Origin of the sequence: Dyella acidisoli (assembly GCF_030160295.1) — a bacterium.
Classification (GTDB): domain Bacteria; phylum Pseudomonadota; class Gammaproteobacteria; order Xanthomonadales; family Rhodanobacteraceae; genus Dyella_B; species Dyella_B acidisoli.
In genome coordinates, this window is the sequence record NZ_BSOB01000012.1 from 12,819 (window position 1) to 35,264 (window position 22,446).

Sequence of the window (22,446 nt, forward strand, 5' to 3'; positions counted from 1 at the left end):
TAACCGCCGGATGCGCAGAGGCACGACCATCCAGCGACGATAGGTTGCGCCAGAATCCGGCTCTTAAGAAATCAGGTGGAAGCCCTACTGCTTGTAGGAATAGGACTACATATTTAAGTCCGCTTCTCTGTCAGCTAAATGCAAGCGTGAGCAAATGCCACGTCATAACCATGTCGTTCGCGGGAGGTGCCTAACAAGGGCGGTGTTGAGCAATAGAATCGCGTTGGCGATCGAGCCGTGTCCTTAGAGACGGCAGCTCGACGGAAGATAGGAGAGCAGTTCTGGGTCAGTGATATTCGTGTTGTTGCAGGTCCAGGAAATCGAGCCTTCGTTGGTTACGGCTGAAAGTCCTAGTTGCTTTCCGGAGATTGCAATATTGGCCGACTGGCCGCCGGTGCTGTCGAAATGGATAAGGATCATGCCTGGCCGTTCCGTGGAATAGACATGGCTCACATACTTGCCCGACATATCGGGTGCGATACCCGCTGAAGCATCCGTAGCGGGGAAGTAGCCGTAGTTCGCATAGAACTCCTCGAGCGCCACTTTGGGACCTGCCGCTAGCGAAAATCCTTCCGATACCTGAGAACGGATCAAGTAGTTCTTGTAAGCGGGTATAGCGATCGCGGCAAGGATGGCAATGATTGCCACCGTAATCATCAATTCAATCAACGTAAAACCAGCCCTGCGGCGAGCCGAGCTTGCGTGCTTCACTGTATTTCCCCCTGTAGGAAATGCCGCAACGTGCGTTACGGCACTTCCTAGTGTGCCGGAAATTCAGTTACAGACTGCGTTCGGCTGCACGTTTTTAGCTTGAGGAACTCGCTTGATAAGCGCCGAGCTTTCGCTGCTCTTGGCATTGCATCAGCTGATTACCTCGTCGTGTAGTAGCTGATTACCCTTTAGGGTATTTTGGCGCAGATCGAAACGACGCCAATTAGCGCAAGGTTACTTCTGTGAGATTTGCATTCGCAGAGTTCCTCGGCCTGCTGCGAGAAGCAGGCTCGCGTTTTTCTGGGGGCGCTCGCCACGGCAACTAGATGTACGCTCACGGAGCTACCCCGCGAAACGCCGCCATGTGCTATCGGTGCAAGTTGAGCGGATGGAGAATCAGCGTGACTAGATTAATACTTGCCTGTCTGGCCCTGATCACCGTTGGGGCTGCGCCCATAACCTTTCGCCAAGCCGGCTCCGATGCGGTCGACGCCATGGTGCGCGTCTTCTACACCGGGGACGGAAAGTGGCGGGAATGCGCCGCCGCGGATTGTCACGCATCCAATCAGGACTGGGGCGTCGACTCGATGACCTACACGCTTTGGTTGGATTTGAAAACGACCAATGACCCGAAGGTTCCGCCACTCATGGGTGCGCTGGAGAAAACGGCGCCGTCCTATCCCGCCCCCTGCGCCGAGGGTGTGGCGTGCAGTTCCTGGAGCGATGTTCCAGAGTGGGATTCGATCGCGGCGTCACGCGAATACGAAATCACGCATGACCCCATTGCATTGCAAAAAGCGCGCGCAGCCTTCGATTTTGTCGAACACGCGCAAGTCTTTGCACGCGGCGCGTGTCCGGCCATCAACTATCAACTCGCCGATGGTGGGACCAATCAGCTCAAAACCCTTGAAACGGATGCGAATGGGGTGAAGGCCGCGCTCTTGCTTTATGAGGCCACTCACGAGCAACGCTACCTCACGGCGGCATCAACGCGTTATGCGTCGATCCGCAAGTATTTTCTCGACCCTAAAGTACCGCTCTACAGCGTTTACGTCTTCGACGACGGCAAGACATGCGAGCAGACCCCGCATCGCTTTTTCGCTTCGGTGAACGGTGACATGATCTGGAATGGACTGCATCTCTATCGAGCCACGCACAACGCAGCCTATTTGCAAGAGTCGTTCGCCACGGCACGTGTGTTCGACGAACACCTATCCGATCCGCGTGGCATCTTTGCAGATCTTCAAGCCGAAAACGATATCGTCGAACCCTTGGTCGAAGCCTTCTACGAACTCGCAACTGAACGCCATTTCAAGCCTGCTCAACAATGGTTGTTACGCAACGCAGAAGCAGCGTGGTCAGCACGCGCGCACGACGGTACGTTCGGCCGTTTCTTTGACGGGCCAGCTCCCACTGCACTGACCAGCGTCTGGCAAAGCAATGGCGGATTCGCACTGGAGGTCGCAGCGGCGGCCGTCTCGCCGAATACGACGGTGTCAAACACCAACGATTGGTCGGGCGCACACTTCATCACAAGTGATATCACGCTGAATTCGGAGCCGATTACATTCGATGGCTCAGCGATCGCTTTAATCGGCACAATCGGCGATAACTGTTGCGAACCTGGCCATGCACGTGTCGTCGTCGACGATGTCGAAACGTTCGATCAAACCGGCATCTGGCAAAACAAATCCAGTAACGGCCGGCATACGCCAAACTCGATTTTATTCGCGTGGCATTGGCCCAAAGCGGGCCATCATACGATTAGCTTTATGCCGGGAGCTGCAAACGCGAAAGAAGGCGGGGCCTATCTCCACCTCACTGGCTATTCGGTTTTACCCTAGGGAGCTCTGAACAAATCATCCAGTTCGTGCTGGGATACTAGCTCTGCCGAGCTTGTTGAACCCAAAGGAGCAGAGTGCTCTCTTAGAACGTCTGAGAAATGCACCCTGCCACCTTTTTGCTTGCTGGAACGACCTGGCTGCCACGTACTACTTCGCGGAGCTGATATTTTCGTTGAGGTAGCTAAAAAGAGCCTCAGGCATCTGGCGCACCACCTCTCGAGGAAGTTCATCGCTCCGGAGGTCAACGTACAATTCAATGGCTGCCAACAGTGCAGCGCGTACTGACACCACGTCGTGTGCTGCCACAGTACGAGTCAACTGCTTGCTAGCTTGGTCGTCCATCAATTCCATGCGCCGCACCGCGCGCTGTGGACGACCCGCCCGCCGGTGCAGCATCGGTCCAAGGACTTGTTCTCGAAAGAAGGCCAGAATCCCTATAGCCTCAAACAACTCGCCACGTGCGAGCTTAGTTGCCCCGTAGTGAAGCCAGATCCAAGCCCGCTGCTCAAACCACTCCGGTGCGAGGCTTGGCCAAGCGATGATGGCAGCGTCAAGAAGTGCCTTGGTGTGCTCGGGATCGCGTGCAAATATCACTGCCGGGCGTTCGACAAGTCGGCCAAGATCTCCAGGCGTCACGAACTTCAGATCGACGTGTATCAGGGAGGGCCCATATAGGCAGATCAACAACCTTGGCTCGCCGACGTGTTCTCCGGTGAACGCCGACAGCAAGTCGCCTATTCGTTTCGCGAAATCATGCCGCGACGACATGACCTCTTGGTACTTGTCGTCTTCGACGACGACCACAAAATCCAGGTCAGATTGCTGATCGAAGCCGCCGTGGATGTACGAGCCACCTGCCAATAGGGCATTAAACCGCGTGTCTCGCGCAACCTCCGAACGGACCCTTTCTAAAAACTCGGTATGCAATTGAGGGATGGTGCTGGGCATTTTCGTTTCTCCAAGCCAGCAGCTCAGGTTACGAGAACATGAAGCGGGCACACAAGTCCCTCTCACTATGAGCTTGATGAGTCATAGCGAAACCCGGGGCGGAGGTAGTAGAACAGGCTAACTACCTCGCCCAGTTTTTGAGGACCTGGACTAAAGGAGGATGTATGGCAATCCTGAGAGAGTGGCGCGCGGAAATTCGCCGCGAGTTAAAGCAAGAATATGTGGAGTACGTCACCGCGACAGGGATAGCCGAATACCGGCGCACAGACGGAAATCTGGGTGCAGTGATCGCGGTGCGAGATATCGATGCCGAGCGATCCGAGATTGTCACGCTCAGCTGGTGGGAAGACGAAGCCTCCATCAAGGCTTTCGCGGGCGAAGATATCTCGCGCTCCCGTTATTACCCCGAAGATGATCGGTACCTGCTAACTCACCCGGAAACTGTCCAGCACTACGATTCATCGATTCCTTGCGAGCCGTTAGAGGGCGAGCAAATTCTAATCTGACTAGACACCATGATTTTCGAAGTCAGCGCTAAGCAAAGGAGCCGAGACGAAGGCAGCTAAGTCGTTTAGCTACCTTGCGCGTTATCGCGGGGATAACTCGGAAAAGACATGGTCGTCACATATCCAATCGCAAACTCGAAAAAACCCGTGTGCGCAATGTTGCGGGTGATTGGGGTTTTACAGGAAACAGGGGCAGGGATCTATGCGGCGCAGAAAGAAGCGACTTTCGTCTTAGATAGGTTTCAAGGTGTGCCTTGGCTCTATGCGTGAGCTTCGCATGGGGGAAGGTCATGCCGTGGGTGTTTTCGCTCGCAGATATTGGAGGCGCAAACACTCATGCCATGTCAGAAGTTCGGCAGGTTTCCGCATCCAAAGCGCCACAGATATAGCTAGCACACCTTTCCAAGGAACCTCCGTTCATTGATGGAGTGATGCGATGGCTTTCAACGTATTCCGTGTTGACGATGGCGGTATCAGCTGCCCAGGGGAGTCACCATGACACGTAGCAGCATCTCAAAGAAATCACTTGTCGCTTCAGGGGCGCCTGCGACTACTGATTTCACCGTCGCCGACTACTTGCTGACCCGACTTAAGCAGCTGAATGTGACTGACGTATTCCAGATTCCCGGCGATTATGTGAAGCACTTCACCCAGGCGCTGGAGCATTTCGACGGCATCAATACGATCGGTGCGATCAACGAACTGGATGCCTCTTATGCCGCTGATGCTTACGCGCGAAGCCGTGGCCTTGCAGCGGTTTCGCTGCAATTTGGCGTAAGCACTTACAGCGCGCTCAATGCCATTGCCGGTGCATGGGTGGAGCGCAGCCCGATTGTGGTGATCAGCGCCACGCCTGGTGCCGACATGCGCGATATCACGGACATGTATGACGTGCTGTTCCACCATTCCACCGGTGACCTTGATGCGGACCGGAAGGTCTATGAGAACGTTACAGTCAAAGCGATCACGCTCGGCACCAATGTAGGAGCCGCCGAGCAAATCGATGAATTGCTGGTCGATGCGATTACGGATAAACGACCGGTATATATCGCCTGCTACAAGGAAGTATGGGGGCAGCCCTGCCCACGTCCGCCGAAGACACCGCTCAAGCCTCGTGTTGCCAAAAGTCCGGAGCTTGCGCTTCGCAACGCAGTGGATCAAGCCTGGACCCAGATCACGCAGGCGAAGCAACCATTGATCTTTGCCGGCGTGGAGATTCTGCGCTTTGGTCTATCTGAGTTGCTGAAGCAGATCATCGACGCCAGCGGCTTTCTCTACACCACGACGACACTCGGCAAGACCGTGTTGGATGAGAAGGGCGGCAAGTTCATCGGCACTTACTCCGATGCCGCGTCGATCGAATCCGTGCGGGAAATCGTCCAAGCTTCCGATTGTGTGCTGACCTTGGGCGCCATCATTACTGACGACTACCTTGCCTTCATCGAAAGCAAGTACGCGGACATGGTGTTGGCCGATACGGCGGGTGTCCGCGCTGGGTACTTCAAATACGGTGCGGTAACTATGCAGGACTTCATGGAAGCCCTGCTGACGAAATTCAAGGCAAGCAAGGCTTATCCGATCAAGGCCAAAGCGCCGCCTCAGCCAAAATACCCGCAGCCGTGGGCGGGAAATTCCGATGCCGTCTACGACACCAAGCCACAAATCATCACTTACAACCGGTTCTTCGAACACACGATGAAATTTCTGCAGGATAACAACCTGCTGAAGGACATCGTGATGACCTATGGTGTCAGTTCGGCAATGTACGTCGCCACGAACTGCTATGGCCTGTCGCAAGGTAGTTTCATTTCTTCCGCGGCATGGCAATGCATAGGTTTCGAGACGGGTGCTGCCTCCGGTGCGCAACTGGGCAGTGGCAAGCGCGCGTGGACGGTAGCCGGTGATGGTGGCTTCATGATGGTTTGTCAGTCGCTGTCCACATTGGCCCGCAATCGGCTTAACGCGGTCATCTTCGTGATGAGTAATCAGGTTTATGCCATTGAGCAGGTGTACGTGAACATGGATGCGTTCAAGCCTGGCCCGAAAAACCGCTTCGATACCTTCGACATCCTTCCCAAGTGGGATTACCTCGCGTTGGCGAAGGCATTTGGCGCGGAAGGCATCCGGGTGGAAACGATAGATGAACTGAAAGCCGCGTTACCCCGCATCGCGGGGATCAAGCACAAGCCCGTGCTAGTTGAAGTTGTCATCCCGCAAAAGGATCTGCCCGGCCAGATGTATCGACTCGGCAGCGAATGAAACGCCCCATCCCAATCCGAGGGCTCAGTCATGACGCAAAAAACCTACTCGATCTTCGGCGCCGGTGCCGCCGGCCTATACACCGCCTGGCGGCTGCTGAGCGGCGAATGCAAGAAAACCAAATTCACCTCGAAACAGCTGAAGAAGGGCGACATTTTGGAGCTGTACGACTGGGGCCGCTACGATTTTTCCAAGCGCCATACTGGCACTCGCGCAGCCGGTGCCCGCGTATGCACCTGGCATTACAACAACGATAAGACCGATTCGTACGTTGAACTCGGCGGCATGCGCTATTCCTTTTGGAATAATGCGCCGACCAAGGAATTTCCGGACCCGAACAACGGCCTGGCGCCGGGGCACCGCGTGGTCTCCGCGGTGATCTCGCTGCTTGGCCTGGAAAAGTATTCGGTGCCGTTTAACGTCACCAATAATCAGCTGTTCTATCTGCGCTCGCGCAACTTCTATCTCAACGCCATCAGCTCGAACACTCCCGCACCGTATACGGTGAACAACTTCGGCGCATCCACCACGCCCGACCAGGGCTTCACCACCGTGCAAGACCTGGCGACGACCAAGCCGTGGGCGGAGTTCACACGCCGTGATTGGTGCCGCTTCTACCAACATGGACGAATCACCGCGCAACTGCCGGAATCCAGCGTGTTCCAGCAAGGTGACTATCTCAAGGACATCGGCTACTGGAACCTGCTCTACGATCAGCTGGGTGCGGAAGGTTTCGATTATGCCGCCGACGGCAACGGCTATAGCTCCAATGTGATCAACACGCATGCCGGCGTGTCGTTCAATATCAACAACGAATTTACGCCCGGCAGCCAGTACCGTACGCTGTCCATCGGCTATTCGGGCATGTTCAACGCCTTGTTCGACGAGGTCGTGAAGCTTGCCAAGGCCAAGGGCATCGATTTTCGCTATCACCCCGACACGCGCCTGCATTCGATCCTCTGGAAAGCCGGCAAGGCAACGTTTACCTACGCCCATCGCGACAATCCCAACATCGCCGCTGGCTCACGGGAAGCTGACGCAGCCTGGATGGCGATGCCGCGCGCAGCGATAGACTTGGTAGCGCAAGCCACGCGCTTCCGCGCACCGGCGAAGGGCGAAGTGGACGTGTTGAATCACGAGAAAGTCAACCTGTACCTGGAATCGACAATCATGCAACCGTCGTACAAGGTGGGCATGTTCTTCGACCAGCCATGGTGGGCGCCCGACGCAGACAATCCAGCACCGTATCCCGCGCAGATCATCGGCTACACGATCACGCCGGATACGATTGCCAAGCTGCGTACGCTGAAGTTCCCAGCGACGGCTTTAAAAGCGATGCATACCTTGATCGACGTACCTTACACCTCCGTGACGGATATGGTGAGCGCCATCGAGAACATCACCGAACAGGCGCTAACTATCGCGCAGACCAAGCAACTGACCGTTGTCTCGCGCAACGACACCATTGGTCCAAGCGTCAGCAACGCGCCGATTCGCATGGTGGTGTATTTCGGCAACAACGCGATCGAGCCGAAGAAGAAGCCCATCTACGGCATCCTGGCCAGCTACGACGACGAGGACAACACCGCGTTCTGGCAGGAACTGGAGCTAGGTCCCAAGCATCAACGCGAGATACCGATTTCACAGGACACCCAACCCCTGGAAGGTCCACGCACTGTGCCAAAACGCATGGTGAAGATGCTACGCAAGATGCTGGCCGAACTTCACTTCGGTCCCAATACCGATTACAGCGCTGTGCCCGAACCTCTGCAGGCCGCTTACATGGACTGGTCGCTGCCCCCGTTCAACGCCGGCTACCACGAATGGGCGCCGCACTTCGACGTCGGTGACGTGCAACGCAAGATCCGCAAACCCTCGCAACTGATCGACGGTGCCGACGCCGATATCTTTATCGTCGGCGAGGCGTATTCGAATGATCAGGCGTGGGTTGAAGGTGCCTATTGCACGTCCGAATCGGTGCTCAACGATTTCTTCGGCGTCGAGCCGATTATCGACAATCGGGAGTATCCGTTTATCTGTCCGGAAGCATCGACAGACGAGACCACCGAAGAACTGCACAAGCTGCTTCGGAAAGCGGGGCCACGAAAAGATACCGAGGCGGTTTGAGCGCTTACAGGACTGGGACGGAGAGGCGATTGGACTACCTGCTCCGTCCCGGGACTTGTTCGTCGTGTCGTTAAGGCCAGAGCCACGGGCGCTCCTCTGGTCATCGTTGCGTCTTCATCAAGCAGCGCCCTCCATATGGGAAGTGACGTTATGAAGAGCTTATTCGTCGGTTTGACGTTGTTCGGCCTGGCGTTGTGTGTGAACGCCAGCGGCACATCCGATACAAAAATGCCGCAGTACGCGCGCTCCTTTGCGCCTCCCATACCCATGTGTCCGCCGGGAGAGCATGCCGTGTGGGTTAACGGCAAGTGGGAATGCGTGCCTATCGGTTGATCCTGTTAGTCCTTGGCGACCATGTCGCCCGTCACGCGGGTGGTGCGACATCCTATGTGACGAAGGGCATTCGCCAGGTCATATTGGGTTTCCTGCTTTGCGCGAATCGGAATGTTTTTCGCTCTACTCGTTTCTTCCGACCGCAACTCGGGACGGAGGTGGTTTAACTACTTCCGTCCCGTTTTCTCTTCGTTTTCTCTTTCAAGCTGGCCAGAGGCCCATGCTGCAAGCCCCTCATCGTCATGCAGAACGCTCGCTAGGAACGTATTCATTTCAAGAAAGTGCGGCGTTTCACTCGGCCCCACCACGTGATGGAACGACTTGCGGACCAGATCGTCGAACGGGTATGTGAAAACCACTTCCTCGCCGGCATTTCGGCCCAGCCGGACACGGTCCTCGCATGCAGTTATCGAGCATGAGCGATACGTGCGGCAGTTGATGGGGCGTGCTGCGTAGAGGGTGCACAGGCCTTGTTCGTCCAACAGAGCACATCGTGAACCAGGTCCAGATTCTCCGAGTGAAGGAAGTCGGTGGGCGATCTCTGCCTTTTCAGGCTCCGTTAGTTTGAGCAGTTCCTTCGCAATAACGGCAGCTTCCTGCACGCTAAGAACAATGCGCATATGCGTACAACACATGGCGCATCCGCCATCGTCCGGGCATGCTGGCTTGGGATAGTGATGGCTGCCTAGCTCATCCTTGACAATGGTGTCGGCAACGTTAAACAGGGTATGGATCTGATTGGGAGAATCATTGTTGGACCCGCTGTCTTCACCGGCGCCAACGATGAGGCGTTCGACGATCCTATGTGCCCGTTCCTCAAGCAGTGGCCGGTATCGACGCATACCTTCTTCGGATGCGCATCGCTCCTCAAGTACGGCATTGACGATTTTTGCTGCGAGTTCATCCGACAGTTCTTTCATATGCGATGGGTAGCCGATATCTATCTTTCATTTTTGCACTCGAATAATAGTGTCAGGTCGACTTATTTTTGGTCAAAGAACCGCGTTGATTGCCGCGTCTGGTCAATGACACCTACTTCTGCCCCCAAATTGCCGGCCCAGCTTCAAAAAATCATGTCTGGAATTGTCGCAGTGGCGAAAGGCGCGATCACCGTCCAACCAAGGCTCGTATACAGGCTTCGACCGTCTTCAGTTGCAACTAGGAGCTGTGGAGCAGAGAAGGATTTTCTTGCGGATTCAAGAGTGCTCATCACTGCGATGCCCAGTCCCTTTCGTCGGTGATCCGATGCGGTTTCGATGCGATCGTAGATGAAGGCATCTGTGGTCTCCGCTGCAGAACCATTGGCAGCTAGATCTCCATTCGGTGCGATAACATAAACTTGGGTAACCGGCCCGGTTTGATGTAGTTCCATCCTGTATCCATCGGGCAAAGACCTTGTTTCGCCGATGGTCGCGGTAGCCCTCATGAAGTAATTTGCCGGCTGAATCTCCCAGCGTGCGGGTAGTGCGCTTTGCAGTTCGTCGTTGGTGCCGCACAGCTTCAGATAATGTCGTGGGGCGGTAATCTCACGTGCGATATCGTGCAACCCTGCACACAGCTGCGGAAAGACCCAGCGCTTCACTTCCTTCGCCGAATGGGTATCCACCCTAAAGCCCCCGCGGTCGTGAACAGGGGGCGGGGAGCTCCGTGCCAGCGAATGCGCTGTTTGCCAAGCGAAAACAAGTTTCGGATCAACGTAGGAGCCGACCATCGTTAGTTCCACGTAGTGCTTAGCTTGGTGGTGTCGAACGTTCTCTGATGGACTCTCAAGGTGGTTAGAACTTCGACAGATCAATCTTCGCGTGTCTGTGAGTCAGCTGATCCATGGTGATGCGGCCGTTGCATTTGGATCGCTGCGTTCTCATGGTTTCGAACTAAAGCACAGCTTGATCTCGTTGTCTGAGATGACAGCAAAACGCCCGACGATTTCTCGCCGGGCGTTTTGCTTTGATGGTGGAGGTGGCGGGGTTCTGGAAGTGATACCTCCATCACCACATTGAATCTAAAAGAGTTTTTTGGCTCTCACCGACTCACTGGCAAAAATTTGATACTTCGCTCGGTACCCCGTAAGCCTACCAGTTTTTCATGGGCTACAGATGAACTTGGGTGATCCAGATATCGAGTTTTTTGCAAAATAAAACTGCATCCAACGAGTGTGTTCGAGTCCTCTCCTGGGCACCAAATCCGTACTGACTTCGGACGCGGGTTCGACTCCCGCCATCAGTCAATTCAGATAGAGCAGGATGCCTTCACCATACCAAGGAGAAGTGCGCTATGGCGAAGATATCGTGGAACTCGAAGCCTACTGTCAAAGGGCAATCTCCCTCACCGAATTGTATGGGGTTGCTACATCTACATGCGTGAGGATGGAAGTTTCGCATCCGAATTTAAGGGTGAGACGGGCCAGATGATGAGTGCTGCAATCGATGTATTGCACAAGATTAGGCTCTTGAGGGAAGAGCCTTCATGCATCTTCGGATTGTCATCTGACGAGTTTGACCTACCGGAAAGAATTGAACTAGGTCCATCGGTTGGTCTGGCCCATCCATACAAGATGCGATGGGCCAGAGTGAGAATGCGCCATCAGCTTGTCATCAACCCTGTAATACCAAACTCGGACTGAAAAATCGTCCAGGTTGTAGGTGCATTTTCCTGCATCTCTGGATGCCCCTTACGACCTGACCATAACTCCATGTCCTAGCTCGGGTTTGGAGGGTAATAGATCACGTTCCTTTCACATCCTGAAATGGTTGACTATGTGACGAGAGTCTCGGTTGAGGCTCGGGTAGTGACAATCTAGGGACCGGCCAGGAATACGGCCATACACGCATACAGGGGGCTGTGAGCGTGATCGGGGGAATTCAATTCAGATATCCAACACCTTGATGGAGACATCAGGGGTGGTTGGCTGTCGCTGTTGGGAAGGGGTGTTGTTTAGGGAGGACAAATGAAAGCAAAGGTCTTATTTGTCAGTGGACTTCTAATCGATGTCCTTCCGATGTTAGCGATAGCGAAGTCATGGCGAATCTAATCAAGGGGGGAGTTTATGGATTGGTACTTTAAGTGTCCACTTTGCAAAAAGGATAGAAGTTCTGATTGGGATAACGCTGGAAAGACAGTGGAATGTGCTGAATGCAAAAAGACACGGAAAATACCCACTCCGGCCGATCAGCATGACGCGTATGTGGACCAACACGATTGGCCTGATGATATGGAGAAGGAGGTTTTCCGAGTCAAAGGTAGGGTTTGTGTGATCGATGCTTGTGACAGCAAGGAGATGACGCTTGACCATATCAAAGCTTGGAATAACAAGGGGAGGACTTCGGTGAGCAATCTTCAACCTATGTGCAAGTCTCACAATAGCTCTAAGAGCGATACAGATTTTTCCACATGGTTGAAAGAGAGCAAGCTTAAGTTGCGTCAATAGTTATCGTCTAACAGAGCGTTGGCTCAGCACTAGATTGGGTAGGGGCGTAACCCAGACTGAGCATTCTTGCTCTGGCATTTGAAGCCATTGCCACTTGGGCTAGTCGATTGTGATTACGGCAATAGACGAGAGCGCGTCTTAGTGCTTCTCTTCGATGTTGCACTTGGAAGTTAGGGCATGGTCATGCAGGTATTTTCTTTCAAGAAGCGACAAAGACTGTCGATGTCGCTACTAGACAGTCTTCTAAGTTTCTTTTGAGACGTGGAGAGGTTCGTGCAAGACAAGAAAGTAGCCAATGATGCGACTGCTTCCCTTGCAGGCAGCATTTTTCAATTCTGCGTTGCTCTGGATCAATGCTTCCGTCTGGGTAAGTCGGAAAGCTTGTGGATAGAGAGGTTTGGCGATGTTACAACCTCTGAGGTTCAGATTGAGACCAAGCAGTACGCCGACAACCTGACGGACAACCACCCAAACTTTTGGAAGACGCTGAAAAACTGGTGCGATGGAAGCTTCGATCATGCTCCGTACTCAAAGCTTGTGCTCTTGACCACACAAACAATCGGTCCGCAGTGTAAATTGCAGAAATGGAATGATGCGAGTGCGACTGATCGTGTAGGCATTCTCGAAACTATATGGAAAGAGGCTGGGAAGAAGTATGAGGCCGCGAAGGAAAAAGAGCCTCAAGCAAAACCATCAGGCGTTTTGAAGATACAGCGCAAATTGATGAAGAACGACAATCGGCAAAAGCTTCTTGAAGTAGCAGGGAAGGTTCTCATCTCAAGTGAAAGTGAGGGAATGCACGAGCTTTGGGACAAAATGAAGTACCTATGGGGAAAGGGTGTTCTAGACGCCAAACGAGGCGCATTTTTAGAAGGCGCGCTTGGTTACATCATCAACCCCGATGTTATCGAAGGTGGTTGGGAGGTCATTTTTGACGGTTTTGACGCAAAGGTTGCGGAGCTTAGGAAAACATATGGCCGAGACACTCTAGTTTTTCCAAAAAGATACCAAGTTCCATTGGTGAAAATTGGTCAAAATGAAGTTGACCTTTATCAGGAAAAGAATTTCGTAAAAAAGATTGTCGAGATTGGGTATCAAGGAAAGATATTGTCCATCGCCATTAGTAACTATCTATACGCAAACGACACAGTTCTAAAGGACTTCAAGGAGTATGAGATTTCTCCTGAGTCATGTCAGGGTTATATAGACGGTTTGGTCAGAATCCACGAGACAAGGCATCGAAGTGCCAAGCGCAATATGGGGAGTGATCAGATGGCTGCTTCCCAGACTTTCTATGACGCCATTACCGGCGCTGATGCGCAACCCTTTCCAGGTTTTGATGTGACCCCCATCGACTTTCGAAACGGGGTGTATCACATGTTGGCCGATGAGAAGGATGAGGTTGTCTGGAGGCTTTGGTAATGGCCATCAAAGCATTTCAGAATTACGCGACTCTAACCCGGAGCCCACTTGTGCTGGCTCCGGTTATTGAAAGCTTTTTCTTTGCGCTGGAGCGCCAAGAGCGCAGTATTTTGCTTAGTTACTTGGTTTTGCCAATTGTCCTCCATGCTCCTTCGAGGAAGTTCCTGGAGAACGCCAGATCAACCAGCTCGTTGATTACGTTTTGTAAGAACAAGGATTTTTTGGTGGGCCTTTCTGCCCGTGTTGAGAGGTGGAAGAGCGTAACTGGCATCGCGATACAAAATTCGGTCAGTTGCAATCATCTCGAAGTAAAGGAAGATCTATCTATTGCTGCTGGACTAGTGGCCAATGAGGTCGAGGGATTGATGCCAAAGGAGATGAAGGCGGCCAAAAATCTGGCAAAGTTGATGTCGCCTTACAGTGTTCCGGCGGTTTACAGGATTCTAGGGGTTGGAAGGCTATGAAGTGTTTTGTCAAGTTTGTTGGTGTGTTGGATAAGGATGGGGGTGTCCATCATGTTCATTTTCTGCGTGGATTGAACATCATTACAGGAAAGTCATCGACAGGGAAAAGCGCCATCATTGAGATTTTCGACTACTGCTTTGGTAGTGAAGACTACACAGTGCCCGAGGGTGAAATCACAAAGGCGGCTTCCCTTTATTTTACGGTGCTTGGCTTTGAAGGCTTTGATTTGGTTCTAGCCAGGAGGCCGGATGACAAGCACGCCTTTGTTAGAGAGGTTGAATCCTGGACAGGTGATGAGCCGATTTTTATCGATGCAAGTCTTTTTCAGGATGGATACTTCCGCCCACTCAAAGACTTTAAGGATGAGCTTGGCAGGTACTTCTCTGTAAAGATGGACAGTGTCGATGAGGACGATTCTTACAAAACCTATACTGGGAGGAGGTCGCCTACGCCGTCAGTGCGTAGCTTCACCTCGTTCATGCTCCAGCATCAGAACCTGATTGCAAACAAGCATGCTGTCTTCTATAGGTTTGATGAGAAGGAAAAAAGAGAGCAGGTCATCAATCATTTTAAGATTTTTATGGGAGTTTCGAACCAGCCTTACTTCGTCCTGTCGCAACGCCTGGAAGAGATGAATCAGGAGTTGAGGAAGCTCGAACTTTCTCTTCCAAGAAGGGATGAGGAAAAAAAGAAAGCTCGATCTCAGATTGAACATGCATTGGAAGCCTATGAGGCCATTAGCGGTTCCGCGTTTGTTGGCATGGATGCGCAAGGCGTCTTGGCTAACCCGGAGCAGTCACTTCAAAGATTGACTGAGACGACCATTAGCATAGATGCCAATAACTCAGACTTCGATAAGCAACGTCAGGATAGGGATGTTCGTCGATCAAAAATTTTGGCTGATCTTAGGGAAATGGCCAAGAAGAAATCTGCTCTGCAAAAGTCTGTGGAATTCTCCGCCGCCTTCGTAACGAACGCTGATGCGATTCCTTTGCCAGGAAGTGCCGATATAGCAGTTTCCGCATGTCCATTTTGCCAGTCCACGGAGAATCATATTGAGCATGAGGCAAACATGCTGGTTGAAGCCATCGAATGGCTGAACAATGAACTTCGAATTTCTCCTTACATGAGGGAGACGTTTGAGGCTGAAGAGCGAGAAATCGACAATCAACTCCGATTGAAAAGAGACGAACTTAAGGCTGTTCAAGCTGAAATTGATGAGCTTGATAGACAAACGGCGGAATTGGCCCGTGGAAGATCACTGACGGAGTTGACCATTAGGGCGAAAACTCGCGTGGAGGCTACCTTGGAGCTTCTTATTTCCCTTTCCAAGGTTGATTCTCAGCCTAGAATCAACGAGCTACGTAACAGCATCAAAGATGTTACTGCGGAACTGGCAAAGTTCGACGTCAAACAAAGGATGGATGACATCCGGGTGTTCATTGACAAGGAAATGAAAGAGATTGGCGCCAATTTTGATTTCGAAGAATCGTATCTTCCAATCAATTTGCACTTCGCACTCGACACCTTTGACCTTTGGCATGAGCAAGATGGTAAGAAGATCTTCCTTCGCTCCATGGGTAGCGGCGCGAATTGGCTTTACTGCCACTTGACCCTGTTCCTGGCGATGCATCGTGCTTTTGCTGCCTATTCGGATAAGGGTTGCAAGATACCGCCTGTACTCTTCCTGGACCAGCCAACTCAGGTCTATTTTCCTAACTATCTTAGTGACTCCGGTGAAGAATTTGACGCCGAAGAATTGGCGCAAGGAGTTGGACGGGAGGGACGGGTTGATGATGATTTGGAGTCGGTGGTCAAGATGTACAAAGAGCTGATTCGGTGTTGCGAGTTGGCATCTGAGCGGTACGGTGTAACTCCTCAGATCATCGTGACTGACCATGCTGACCACCTTGATTTAGGAAACTGGAATTTTGACTCCTTTGTACGAGCCCGTTGGCGGTCACACGGATTTATACAGTTCGATTCTTAAATTTTACAGAGACGAAGATGTGGAGAGTTTCTGTGCGCTTTAGATCAGCACTGATGAATGTTTAAGATCGTTGGACTTGTGGTTTTGATGACCGATTTCTATGTTGTCAGGGGATTTTTATGCCTTACTCAGCAACTGTTTTCAGTGTTCTAATTGCTTCTCCTTCAGACGTCAACGATGAGAGAAAGGCCATTGCGGATGCTTTGCACGAGTGGAATTCACTTAATTCCCAAGTTACCGGTCATGTTCTTTTGCCAGTGATGTGGGAGTCTCATAGTGCTCCAGCCATGGGTGACCGTCCGCAAGAAATCATCAATAAGCAAGTGGTACGAGACTGCGATATGTTGATTGGTGCATTTTGGACGCGACTTGGATCACCAACGGGCGTGGAGGAAAGTGGCACAGTTGAAGAAATACGTTCATTTCTAAAGCAGAATAAACCTGTGATGCTTTACTACTCGAAACAGCAGGTTGACTTAGACCGCATTGATACTGCGCAACTTGAAAAGTTGAAGCAGTTTAAAGTATCAATTCGTGATAAGGGTATTCAAGCTGATTATTCTTCTCCACAGGAGTTGAAGCAGGTTTTGCTACGTCACGTGACAATCGTCATGAGAGACATGTCTGTTGCTCCAAAAGTAGACGCAAGAACAGTTAGGGCTGCGAAAGCCTCGGTCGACGTAGATGAAGAACTTCCAGTAGCTGTTGCTAAGAAGACAAAAAGAGATGATGGTATTCGTCTCGAAGATTACTCAGAGAAGGCTTTCGCAATAAGAGGCGACAGCACCAGTTTTATGGATCAATTGCGTGCTATGAATGGGCGATGGATACCATTGAAAACGGGCGGAAAAGGCTGGGTTTTTTCAAAAAGGAGACTTGAAGATGTCGCAAAATTGCTTGGTGTAAAGGCTGAGCTTGTGGCTCCCGATTGATACTTTCGTACGTCTTGTAGGCCGAAGTGATCTTCAGTAGGAAACTGTAATAGGTGTATTTTCCGCTTTAGACACAAGCAAGAGCGCGTCTATGTGTTGTTCCAACACCCCGCGTAAAGCCAATCCAACATCCAAAGCAATCCAAGCCAACCCATGTGTGAGGTTGGCTTTTTTGTGTGTCAAGGATATTTGATATGTGTTGGTAATCTGCTTTGATGCATGTGTGGTCAATCCCAAAAATACTTTGAGTGTAAAAGCCGTGTCGAAGTGATTGGTTTCACTTCGTTCCTGAACTTTCATCTGCGAGAGAAATTTTTCGATGAATAACGGTTCCAGGTTTGACTTAATTCGGGTCGGCTGAATTTCGTTGGTACCAAAGTGTGCTTGATAAGGTCCAGCAACAAAAAACGCCCGACGATTTCTCGCCGGGCGTTTTGCTTTGATGGTGGAGGTGGCGGGAGTCGAACCCGCGTCCGAAGGCGCTTGACGCCCGGTACTACATGCTTAGCTCACTGTTAGATCTCGTCCCGCGACAGCACAGAGTGCGAGGCGCATCGAAGGACCAGCCCGCTTGATTTAGCCCTGGCCGGCAGGCGGCAGCTTTGGGCGATCCCGTGATAATGACCCTACACCGACAAGCACAGGCACAAGTGGGTTCGGGGCTTAGGCTGCTAGGGCCTGAGCGTAGTTGTCGTCGTTGGCAACTATAAGTTTGCGGCTGGATTTACGAGGAAAGCTGCCCCCTCGGCATGCACCAAACTATCTCACTACCCCCGTCGAAGCCAGAACACCCCCGGGGAAAAGATTGCTTTAGCGGTTGAAGTATATATTGTGATGGGTGTGTGCGGTATCAACCCGTGCAGAATGGGGCGTCGATCTTCGTTTGTTGCTTCAGAGCAAATGGATTCCCGCTTTCGCGGGAATGACGGCCGTGGGGGTTGCAGCAAATGCTGCGGTGCTCTGGACAAAATAGATCAGATAATCGTTACGCAGCGCGATTGTGCGAGCGCATGACGCGCTGCTTGTCGCGTTGCCAGTCGCGTTCCTTCTCGGTGTTGCGCTTGTCGTGCTCCTGCTTGCCGCGCGCAAGGCCGATTTCCACTTTCACCTTGTTGCCTTTCCAGTACATGGCGATGGGCACCAGGGTGTAGCCCTTGCGTTCCACGGCGCCGATGAGTTGGTCGATCTCCTGGCGATGCAACAGCAATTTGCGTGTGCGGCGATCGACGGGTACTACGTGCGTGGATGCGCTGATCAGTGGCGGGATGGAGGTGCCCACCAGGAAGATCTCGCTTTTCAACACCACGGCGTAGCCGTCGCCGAAGTTGATGCGGCCGGCGCGCAGGGCTTTCAGCTCCCAACCTTGCAGGGCAATGCCACATTCGAAGCGCTGGTCGATGTGGTATTCGTGCCGGGCGCGCTTGTTGAGGGCGATCGTGCCGCCGCTTTCTTTTTTCTCTTTGTCCTTCGCTTTTGCCATGTCCGTTAAACTTTGTGTTGTCGCCCCCGAGCAGGCTGCCTGTGGACGGGCTCGACTTTATTCTTGGAATGAGGGTGCCGTGATCCAAATCCGCCGCAGTGCCTTGGTGAAATATTCGCCGGCGCAGATGTTCGACCTGGTCAATGAGGTCGAAGCATACCCAAAGCGCTTCGCCTGGTGTGGTAACGCCGAGGTGATCGAGCGGGGTGACAACATGCTGGTGGCGCGGCTGGATCTCAAGTTCGCCGGCTTCCATCACAGCTTTACCACCCGCAATACCGTCGATCGTCCGCGCCGCTTGCAGGTAAGTCTGGTGAACGGGCCTTTTCGCAGCCTGGAAGGTTTCTGGGATTTCATCCCGCTCGGCACGGACGGCTGCAAAGTCGCGTTGGAGCTGGATTTCGATTACGCCGGCCGCCTGGGTGGCGCGGCGCTGAAGCTGGGTTTCCAAGGCCTGGCCAGCCGCATGGTGGACGATTTCTGCCGTGAGGCGGACAAGGTCTATGGCTGACCGCGTTGCCGTGGAAGTGGTTTGCGCCACGCCAGAGCGCCAAGTGCTGCGCCGGGTGAGTCTGCCTGTCGGCAGTACGGCCATTCAAGCGGTGGAGCAGTCAGGCATTTTGCAGGAGTTGCCAGAGCTGGCGTTCGATCCGTCGCTATTGGGAGTTTTTTCCCGTCGCGTGGCGGCTGATGAACTGCTGAAAGACGGCGACCGGGTGGAAATCTACCGGCCGCTCACGATTGATCCGAAAGACGCGCGGCGCCGCCGCGCTAAATAAGACGAGCAGGGCGATCAGTTCGGACCGCCACCGCCATTATCGCCACCGTTGTCGCCGCCGCCGCCGTTGTCGCCGCCCGCGTTGGGGGACTTGTCGCCGGAGGTGTCGTTGACGTCGTATTTCGTCTTGTACTTGTTGCTCTGCTGCACCAGCTTCTGCGCATCCTGGAAGTACAGGTTGCCTTCGGTACGCACCAGCACGTCGTTGTTGAAGTAAAGGCTCATGGCATTGACCTTCATCTTCTCGCCACGATGCGAATACGTGGAGACGTAATCCCAGCGATTCTGGTTGAACGGCGTGGATACCGAAGGCGTGCCCAGCAGCACCAGCACCTGGCGCTTGGTGAGACCCGGCTTAAGCTGATCGGCAAGGTTCTTGTCGATGGTTTTATCGAACAGATTGCCCTGGGCCACGTCGGGGGTGTACACGAGATGGCAGCTGGCCAAAGACAGTGCCAGCGTGGCGTAACCCAGTGTGCGAATCAGCTTTTGCATTCGTAGTGCGTCCGGATCGTTGAGGTGTCGATGATACACTAATGGCTTGATTCCACCGTGTACCGGGAGCTTGCGATGGAGCAGGAAACTCAAGAACTCCGTAAAGCCGGGTTGAAGGTCACCCATCCCCGGATGCGCATTCTCCAGATCTTCGAAGAAGACGGCGCCAGGCATCTCACCGCCGAGGACGTCTACAAGAAGCTGCTGGCCCATCAGGAGGATATTGGCCTGGCCACGGTGTACCGGGTACTGACCCAGTTCGAGGCCGCAGGCATCCTCAGCAAGCACAACTTCGAGGGCGGGCAGGCGGTATACGAACTGGATCGTGGCCAGCACCACGACCACATGATCGACGTTGACAGCGGAAAAGTGATCGAGTTCGTCAGCGAAGAGATCGAGCGCTTGCAGCGCGAGATAGCGGCCAAGCACGGCTATGAGATTCAGGACCATAGCTTGGTGATGTATGTGAGGCCGTTGGGGAATAGAAAGAAGTAGAGGCTGGTCCAAGCGTCTGCTAGCCGATCGGCTGGCATAACCCGATACGCGTGCATTACCTCACCGTCATTCCGGCGAAGGCCGGAATCCAGTCTAAATATGCGTCCGAAGGACACCTAAAGAAGGTGTTGAGTGCTTCGCACGACGTATTTGCACTGGATTCCGGCCTTCGCCGGAATGACGGTGGGGCGAGACTGGCCATCACGCTGAAGCCCCGGGGCAGGAAGGAAATCGCAGGCATAAAAAAAGCCGCGGGAGGACTCCTGTCCACCCTGCGGCTTACCGTTGTCTCTTGACTGCTGTGTATCGGAGTTGCTCGCGATACGTGCAAATGTCCAGACTCCGGCGGAATGGCATCCTGCCATTCTTCGAGTCCACCGTCCCCACGGTTGACTCGTGCTCACCGTCTCGCGACGGCGGCTCCCCCACATCGATGGGATTGATCCTAACGAAGGTTTTACGGAGCTGGTATTGGAAAATTTCCTAGTTACAGTGTCACAAGTCACTGGATTCGCGCTTAGATATGTTGCTGCGCAGCAAAATCCGCAGGTGAACCCCCTGGCTATCAGGGCGTAAGCGGAACAATCCCCCCAGTGAAGTGACTCGGTCGCGCATGCCCTGCAAGCCTCTGCCGCCGCGCGGCACGCGTTCGGGCAGGCCCACGCCGTTGTCCCGGATATCCACCAAGGCCAGTGCCAAACCGGTGCGCTCGCCGATACGCAAGCGCAACCGGAATTCGGTGGCCTGGGCGTGCTTCACAGCGTTGGTGGCGCTCTCTTGAGCCAACCGGTAGATGGCGGTGCGGATGTCTTCCTCCAGCATGCGGGGATCGCCATGCAGCTCCGTGTAATAGGCCATGCCGGCGGTGGCGAGCAGGTCGCGAATGGGGCCTTCGTCCAGCGCCCGCATCAGGCCGAACTCATCCAGCACTGCCGGGCGCAGATCGTCCATGACTCGATGCAGTGCGCGGCGCATGTGGGCAAGGATGCCGTTGATGGAGGCGCTGATATCTTCCATGCCCGCCTGCTTCAGGCGGTTCTGTGCCAGCTTCACGTGCGTCTGAATGGCGGTGAGGTTCTGGCCCAGTTCGTCGTGCAGTTCGGCTGCCATATGGCGACGCTGGTTTTCTTCCGCTTGCAGGTTGCCGCGCGCGGCATCGCGCAGCTGGCGAGCGAGGTGATCGAGGCGACGATTCACCGCGGCAAGGTACACGTTCTGTTCCGCCATACGTGCGCTGCTGCGGCGAAGCGCATCGGTCGCCGAGCCCAGCATCAACGCACCGGTGCCGGCCACCGCAAGGAACATGTGCGAAGAAGCCGTCGGCACCACGTGGGTAAAGACACGATCGACCAAGGCCATGCCCAAACTCGATACCAGCATGGCGAGCCCTGCGCCGCGCCAACCGTGCCGGAACGCAAAGAACAGCACGGGTGCTAGCGACAGGATGCGTGCGAACTCGCGTTGCGGTGCGGCCTGTTCGGTGAGGATCAGCAAAATGATCAGCGCCGGCAGCATCACCAGCAAGCCGTCCATCAACAGCTCAGACATCTCCTGTTTGGAAGGGCGCGCGCGCCATAGCATGAGCAGTGGGGGCACCAGCAGCAGCGAGCCGACGTAGTAACCGAGTATTTCGTTGCCCAGGCCCTCCAGCAAACCGGTCGACGGCAATTCGTGCATGGCCGCCATCGTCACCGCGTCCGTGGCGGTGGCGACCACGCCGGTAAAACCGGCTGAAAGCAGCAAGCGCGACACTTCTTCCGGATCGCGCATGCTTGCCCGCAGGTTCGCGCGTCGCAGCAAACCCAGGCATAGCGCCACCATCACTGGTTGCGGCAGATCACCAAAAACAAAAGAGCGCCAATCCAGCGTGTAGCCGTACCAGTATTCGATTGACAGTGCGGCGAACAGCTCCGCGCCGATCAGCCACGGCCAATAGCGCAACGGTGACAGCAACAGCACGCCAAAGCGCAGGCCGAACTGCAGGGTCCAGTCCGGCTGGGTGGTCGGCCAGAGCAGACCCCATAACACGCCGTAGGCAAGGGCGGCGAACGGGGCGGATTTCAAGAAGGAAAGTTTCAGGCGCATTGGCGGATGTTAGCGGGCAGTGCCCACTTCGTGAGCTATGCGCAGGTTCGTAATTACATGGACTCGCCCCCGCGCTAAATAAGGCCTCATGGGCCAGCGGTGGAGAGTAAAACTATCCACCGTTCTGTAACGAGCGAGGGCGAGTCCAT

General features: G+C 53.8%; 21 protein-coding genes and 1 other RNA gene. 13 read left to right on the forward strand and 9 right to left on the reverse strand.

What is annotated here, in order from left to right:
* Nucleotides 1-243: 243 nt before the first annotated feature.
* Nucleotides 244-711, reverse strand: a complete 468-nt coding sequence (locus QQJ86_RS08655; protein WP_284320531.1) for a pilin — start codon at nucleotides 709-711, stop codon at nucleotides 244-246.
* Between the two features lie 494 nt (nucleotides 712-1,205).
* Here QQJ86_RS08655 and QQJ86_RS08660 point away from each other — a divergent pair, with 494 nt between their 5' ends.
* Nucleotides 1,206-2,555 carry a YyaL domain-containing protein gene (locus QQJ86_RS08660; protein WP_284320532.1) on the forward strand — a complete coding sequence of 450 codons (1,350 nt, stop codon included), beginning with the start codon at nucleotides 1,206-1,208 and terminating at the stop codon, nucleotides 2,553-2,555.
* A 147-nt stretch (nucleotides 2,556-2,702) separates the two neighbouring features.
* Here the strand turns inward: QQJ86_RS08660 and QQJ86_RS08665 are convergent, their stop codons facing one another.
* Nucleotides 2,703-3,503 (reverse strand): hypothetical protein, encoded by an 801-nt coding sequence (locus QQJ86_RS08665; protein WP_284320533.1) that lies wholly within the window; start codon nucleotides 3,501-3,503, stop codon nucleotides 2,703-2,705.
* 164 nt (nucleotides 3,504-3,667) lie between these two features.
* On the opposite strand from QQJ86_RS08665, the gene QQJ86_RS08670 reads away from it, so the two are divergent.
* From QQJ86_RS08670 to QQJ86_RS08685, 4 genes are all read left to right on the forward strand, one after another.
* Nucleotides 3,668-4,009 (forward strand): hypothetical protein, encoded by a 342-nt coding sequence (locus tag QQJ86_RS08670; RefSeq protein ID WP_284320534.1) that lies wholly within the window; start codon nucleotides 3,668-3,670, stop codon nucleotides 4,007-4,009.
* A gap of 495 nt (nucleotides 4,010-4,504) precedes the next feature.
* The gene (locus QQJ86_RS08675; protein WP_284320535.1) at nucleotides 4,505-6,268 is read left to right on the forward strand and encodes an alpha-keto acid decarboxylase family protein; all 1,764 of its coding nucleotides are present in this window, start codon (nucleotides 4,505-4,507) and stop codon (nucleotides 6,266-6,268) included.
* Nucleotides 6,269-6,298: 30 nt separating this feature from the next.
* Nucleotides 6,299-8,395 (forward strand): flavin monoamine oxidase family protein, encoded by a 2,097-nt coding sequence (locus QQJ86_RS08680; protein ID WP_284320536.1) that lies wholly within the window; start codon nucleotides 6,299-6,301, stop codon nucleotides 8,393-8,395.
* Nucleotides 8,396-8,545: 150 nt separating this feature from the next.
* Nucleotides 8,546-8,728: a hypothetical protein gene (locus tag QQJ86_RS08685; protein WP_284320537.1), complete on the forward strand. Its 183-nt coding sequence runs from the start codon at nucleotides 8,546-8,548 to the stop codon at nucleotides 8,726-8,728.
* A gap of 167 nt (nucleotides 8,729-8,895) precedes the next feature.
* On the opposite strand, the gene QQJ86_RS08690 is transcribed toward QQJ86_RS08685, so the two are convergent.
* Complete coding sequence (locus QQJ86_RS08690; RefSeq protein WP_284320538.1) at nucleotides 8,896-9,648, reverse strand: YkgJ family cysteine cluster protein; 753 nt, start codon at nucleotides 9,646-9,648, stop codon at nucleotides 8,896-8,898.
* 143 nt (nucleotides 9,649-9,791) lie between these two features.
* Nucleotides 9,792-10,439, reverse strand: a complete 648-nt coding sequence (locus tag QQJ86_RS08695) for a GNAT family N-acetyltransferase (RefSeq protein WP_284320539.1) — start codon at nucleotides 10,437-10,439, stop codon at nucleotides 9,792-9,794.
* A gap of 1,500 nt (nucleotides 10,440-11,939) precedes the next feature.
* Between QQJ86_RS08695 and QQJ86_RS22815 the strand changes: the two genes are divergently transcribed.
* From QQJ86_RS22815 to QQJ86_RS08715, 5 genes are all read left to right on the forward strand, one after another.
* Nucleotides 11,940-12,155 (forward strand): HNH endonuclease signature motif containing protein, encoded by a 216-nt coding sequence (locus QQJ86_RS22815; RefSeq protein WP_423372976.1) that lies wholly within the window; start codon nucleotides 11,940-11,942, stop codon nucleotides 12,153-12,155.
* A gap of 273 nt (nucleotides 12,156-12,428) precedes the next feature.
* Nucleotides 12,429-13,577, forward strand: a complete 1,149-nt coding sequence (locus QQJ86_RS08700) for a hypothetical protein (RefSeq protein ID WP_284320540.1) — start codon at nucleotides 12,429-12,431, stop codon at nucleotides 13,575-13,577.
* Nucleotides 13,577-14,041: a three component ABC system middle component gene (locus QQJ86_RS08705; RefSeq protein WP_284320541.1), complete on the forward strand. Its 465-nt coding sequence runs from the start codon at nucleotides 13,577-13,579 to the stop codon at nucleotides 14,039-14,041. Before QQJ86_RS08700 ends, QQJ86_RS08705 begins: the two co-directional genes overlap by 1 nt.
* The gene (locus QQJ86_RS08710; RefSeq protein WP_284320542.1) at nucleotides 14,038-16,032 is read left to right on the forward strand and encodes a DUF3732 domain-containing protein; all 1,995 of its coding nucleotides are present in this window, start codon (nucleotides 14,038-14,040) and stop codon (nucleotides 16,030-16,032) included. The genes QQJ86_RS08705 and QQJ86_RS08710 overlap by 4 nt, the downstream gene beginning before the upstream one ends.
* A 119-nt stretch (nucleotides 16,033-16,151) precedes the next feature.
* Nucleotides 16,152-16,964, forward strand: coding sequence for a DUF4062 domain-containing protein (locus tag QQJ86_RS08715; RefSeq protein ID WP_284320543.1), 813 nt, complete (start codon nucleotides 16,152-16,154; stop codon nucleotides 16,962-16,964).
* A gap of 33 nt (nucleotides 16,965-16,997) precedes the next feature.
* Here QQJ86_RS08715 and QQJ86_RS08720 read toward each other — a convergent pair whose 3' ends face one another.
* The 3 genes from QQJ86_RS08720 to smpB form a co-directional block, all read right to left on the reverse strand.
* A complete protein-coding gene (locus QQJ86_RS08720) occupies nucleotides 16,998-17,264 on the reverse strand; it encodes a hypothetical protein (RefSeq protein WP_284320544.1) in 267 nt (88 codons plus the stop codon).
* Nucleotides 17,265-17,407: 143 nt separating this feature from the next.
* Nucleotides 17,408-17,759, reverse strand: a transfer-messenger RNA (tmRNA) gene (gene ssrA, locus QQJ86_RS08725).
* Nucleotides 17,760-17,949: 190 nt separating this feature from the next.
* Nucleotides 17,950-18,444 (reverse strand): SsrA-binding protein SmpB, encoded by a 495-nt coding sequence (gene smpB / locus QQJ86_RS08730; protein WP_284320545.1) that lies wholly within the window; start codon nucleotides 18,442-18,444, stop codon nucleotides 17,950-17,952.
* Nucleotides 18,445-18,523: 79 nt separating this feature from the next.
* Here smpB and QQJ86_RS08735 point away from each other — a divergent pair, with 79 nt between their 5' ends.
* Both QQJ86_RS08735 and QQJ86_RS08740 read left to right on the forward strand, forming a co-directional pair.
* Nucleotides 18,524-18,955 carry a type II toxin-antitoxin system RatA family toxin gene (locus QQJ86_RS08735; RefSeq protein WP_284320546.1) on the forward strand — a complete coding sequence of 144 codons (432 nt, stop codon included), beginning with the start codon at nucleotides 18,524-18,526 and terminating at the stop codon, nucleotides 18,953-18,955.
* Complete coding sequence (locus QQJ86_RS08740; RefSeq protein WP_284320547.1) at nucleotides 18,948-19,223, forward strand: RnfH family protein; 276 nt, start codon at nucleotides 18,948-18,950, stop codon at nucleotides 19,221-19,223. The genes QQJ86_RS08735 and QQJ86_RS08740 overlap by 8 nt, the downstream gene beginning before the upstream one ends.
* 14 nt (nucleotides 19,224-19,237) lie before the next feature.
* Here the strand turns inward: QQJ86_RS08740 and QQJ86_RS08745 are convergent, their stop codons facing one another.
* Nucleotides 19,238-19,717 carry an outer membrane protein assembly factor BamE gene (locus QQJ86_RS08745; protein WP_284320548.1) on the reverse strand — a complete coding sequence of 160 codons (480 nt, stop codon included), beginning with the start codon at nucleotides 19,715-19,717 and terminating at the stop codon, nucleotides 19,238-19,240.
* Nucleotides 19,718-19,792: 75 nt separating this feature from the next.
* On the opposite strand from QQJ86_RS08745, the gene fur reads away from it, so the two are divergent.
* Entirely contained in the window at nucleotides 19,793-20,212 is a 420-nt protein-coding gene (fur, locus tag QQJ86_RS08750) for a ferric iron uptake transcriptional regulator (RefSeq protein ID WP_284320549.1), read from the forward strand.
* A 495-nt stretch (nucleotides 20,213-20,707) separates the two neighbouring features.
* Here the strand turns inward: fur and QQJ86_RS08755 are convergent, their stop codons facing one another.
* Nucleotides 20,708-22,276 (reverse strand): MASE1 domain-containing sensor histidine kinase, encoded by a 1,569-nt coding sequence (locus tag QQJ86_RS08755; protein WP_345782812.1) that lies wholly within the window; start codon nucleotides 22,274-22,276, stop codon nucleotides 20,708-20,710.
* Nucleotides 22,277-22,446 lie beyond the last annotated feature (170 nt).

Bases quoted from the DNA above. Each gene is read 5' to 3' on its own strand.
- QQJ86_RS08660 (WP_284320532.1), top strand. From the start codon at position 1,206: ATGGTGCGCGTCTTCTACACCGGGGACGGAAAGTGGCGGGAATGCGCC.
- QQJ86_RS08665 (WP_284320533.1), bottom strand. From the start codon at position 3,503: ATGCCCAGCACCATCCCTCAATTGCATACCGAGTTTTTAGAAAGGGTC.
- QQJ86_RS08670 (WP_284320534.1), top strand. From the start codon at position 3,668: ATGGCAATCCTGAGAGAGTGGCGCGCGGAAATTCGCCGCGAGTTAAAG.
- QQJ86_RS08675 (WP_284320535.1), top strand. From the start codon at position 4,505: ATGACACGTAGCAGCATCTCAAAGAAATCACTTGTCGCTTCAGGGGCG.
- QQJ86_RS08680 (WP_284320536.1), top strand. From the start codon at position 6,299: ATGACGCAAAAAACCTACTCGATCTTCGGCGCCGGTGCCGCCGGCCTA.
- QQJ86_RS08685 (WP_284320537.1), top strand. From the start codon at position 8,546: ATGAAGAGCTTATTCGTCGGTTTGACGTTGTTCGGCCTGGCGTTGTGT.
- QQJ86_RS08690 (WP_284320538.1), bottom strand. From the start codon at position 9,648: ATGAAAGAACTGTCGGATGAACTCGCAGCAAAAATCGTCAATGCCGTA.
- QQJ86_RS08695 (WP_284320539.1), bottom strand. From the start codon at position 10,439: ATGGTCGGCTCCTACGTTGATCCGAAACTTGTTTTCGCTTGGCAAACA.
- QQJ86_RS22815 (WP_423372976.1), top strand. From the start codon at position 11,940: ATGGAGAAGGAGGTTTTCCGAGTCAAAGGTAGGGTTTGTGTGATCGAT.
- QQJ86_RS08705 (WP_284320541.1), top strand. From the start codon at position 13,577: ATGGCCATCAAAGCATTTCAGAATTACGCGACTCTAACCCGGAGCCCA.
- QQJ86_RS08710 (WP_284320542.1), top strand. From the start codon at position 14,038: ATGAAGTGTTTTGTCAAGTTTGTTGGTGTGTTGGATAAGGATGGGGGT.
- QQJ86_RS08715 (WP_284320543.1), top strand. From the start codon at position 16,152: ATGCCTTACTCAGCAACTGTTTTCAGTGTTCTAATTGCTTCTCCTTCA.
- QQJ86_RS08720 (WP_284320544.1), bottom strand. From the start codon at position 17,264: ATGAAAGTTCAGGAACGAAGTGAAACCAATCACTTCGACACGGCTTTT.
- smpB (WP_284320545.1), bottom strand. From the start codon at position 18,444: ATGGCAAAAGCGAAGGACAAAGAGAAAAAAGAAAGCGGCGGCACGATC.
- QQJ86_RS08740 (WP_284320547.1), top strand. From the start codon at position 18,948: ATGGCTGACCGCGTTGCCGTGGAAGTGGTTTGCGCCACGCCAGAGCGC.
- QQJ86_RS08745 (WP_284320548.1), bottom strand. From the start codon at position 19,717: ATGCAAAAGCTGATTCGCACACTGGGTTACGCCACGCTGGCACTGTCT.
- fur (WP_284320549.1), top strand. From the start codon at position 19,793: ATGGAGCAGGAAACTCAAGAACTCCGTAAAGCCGGGTTGAAGGTCACC.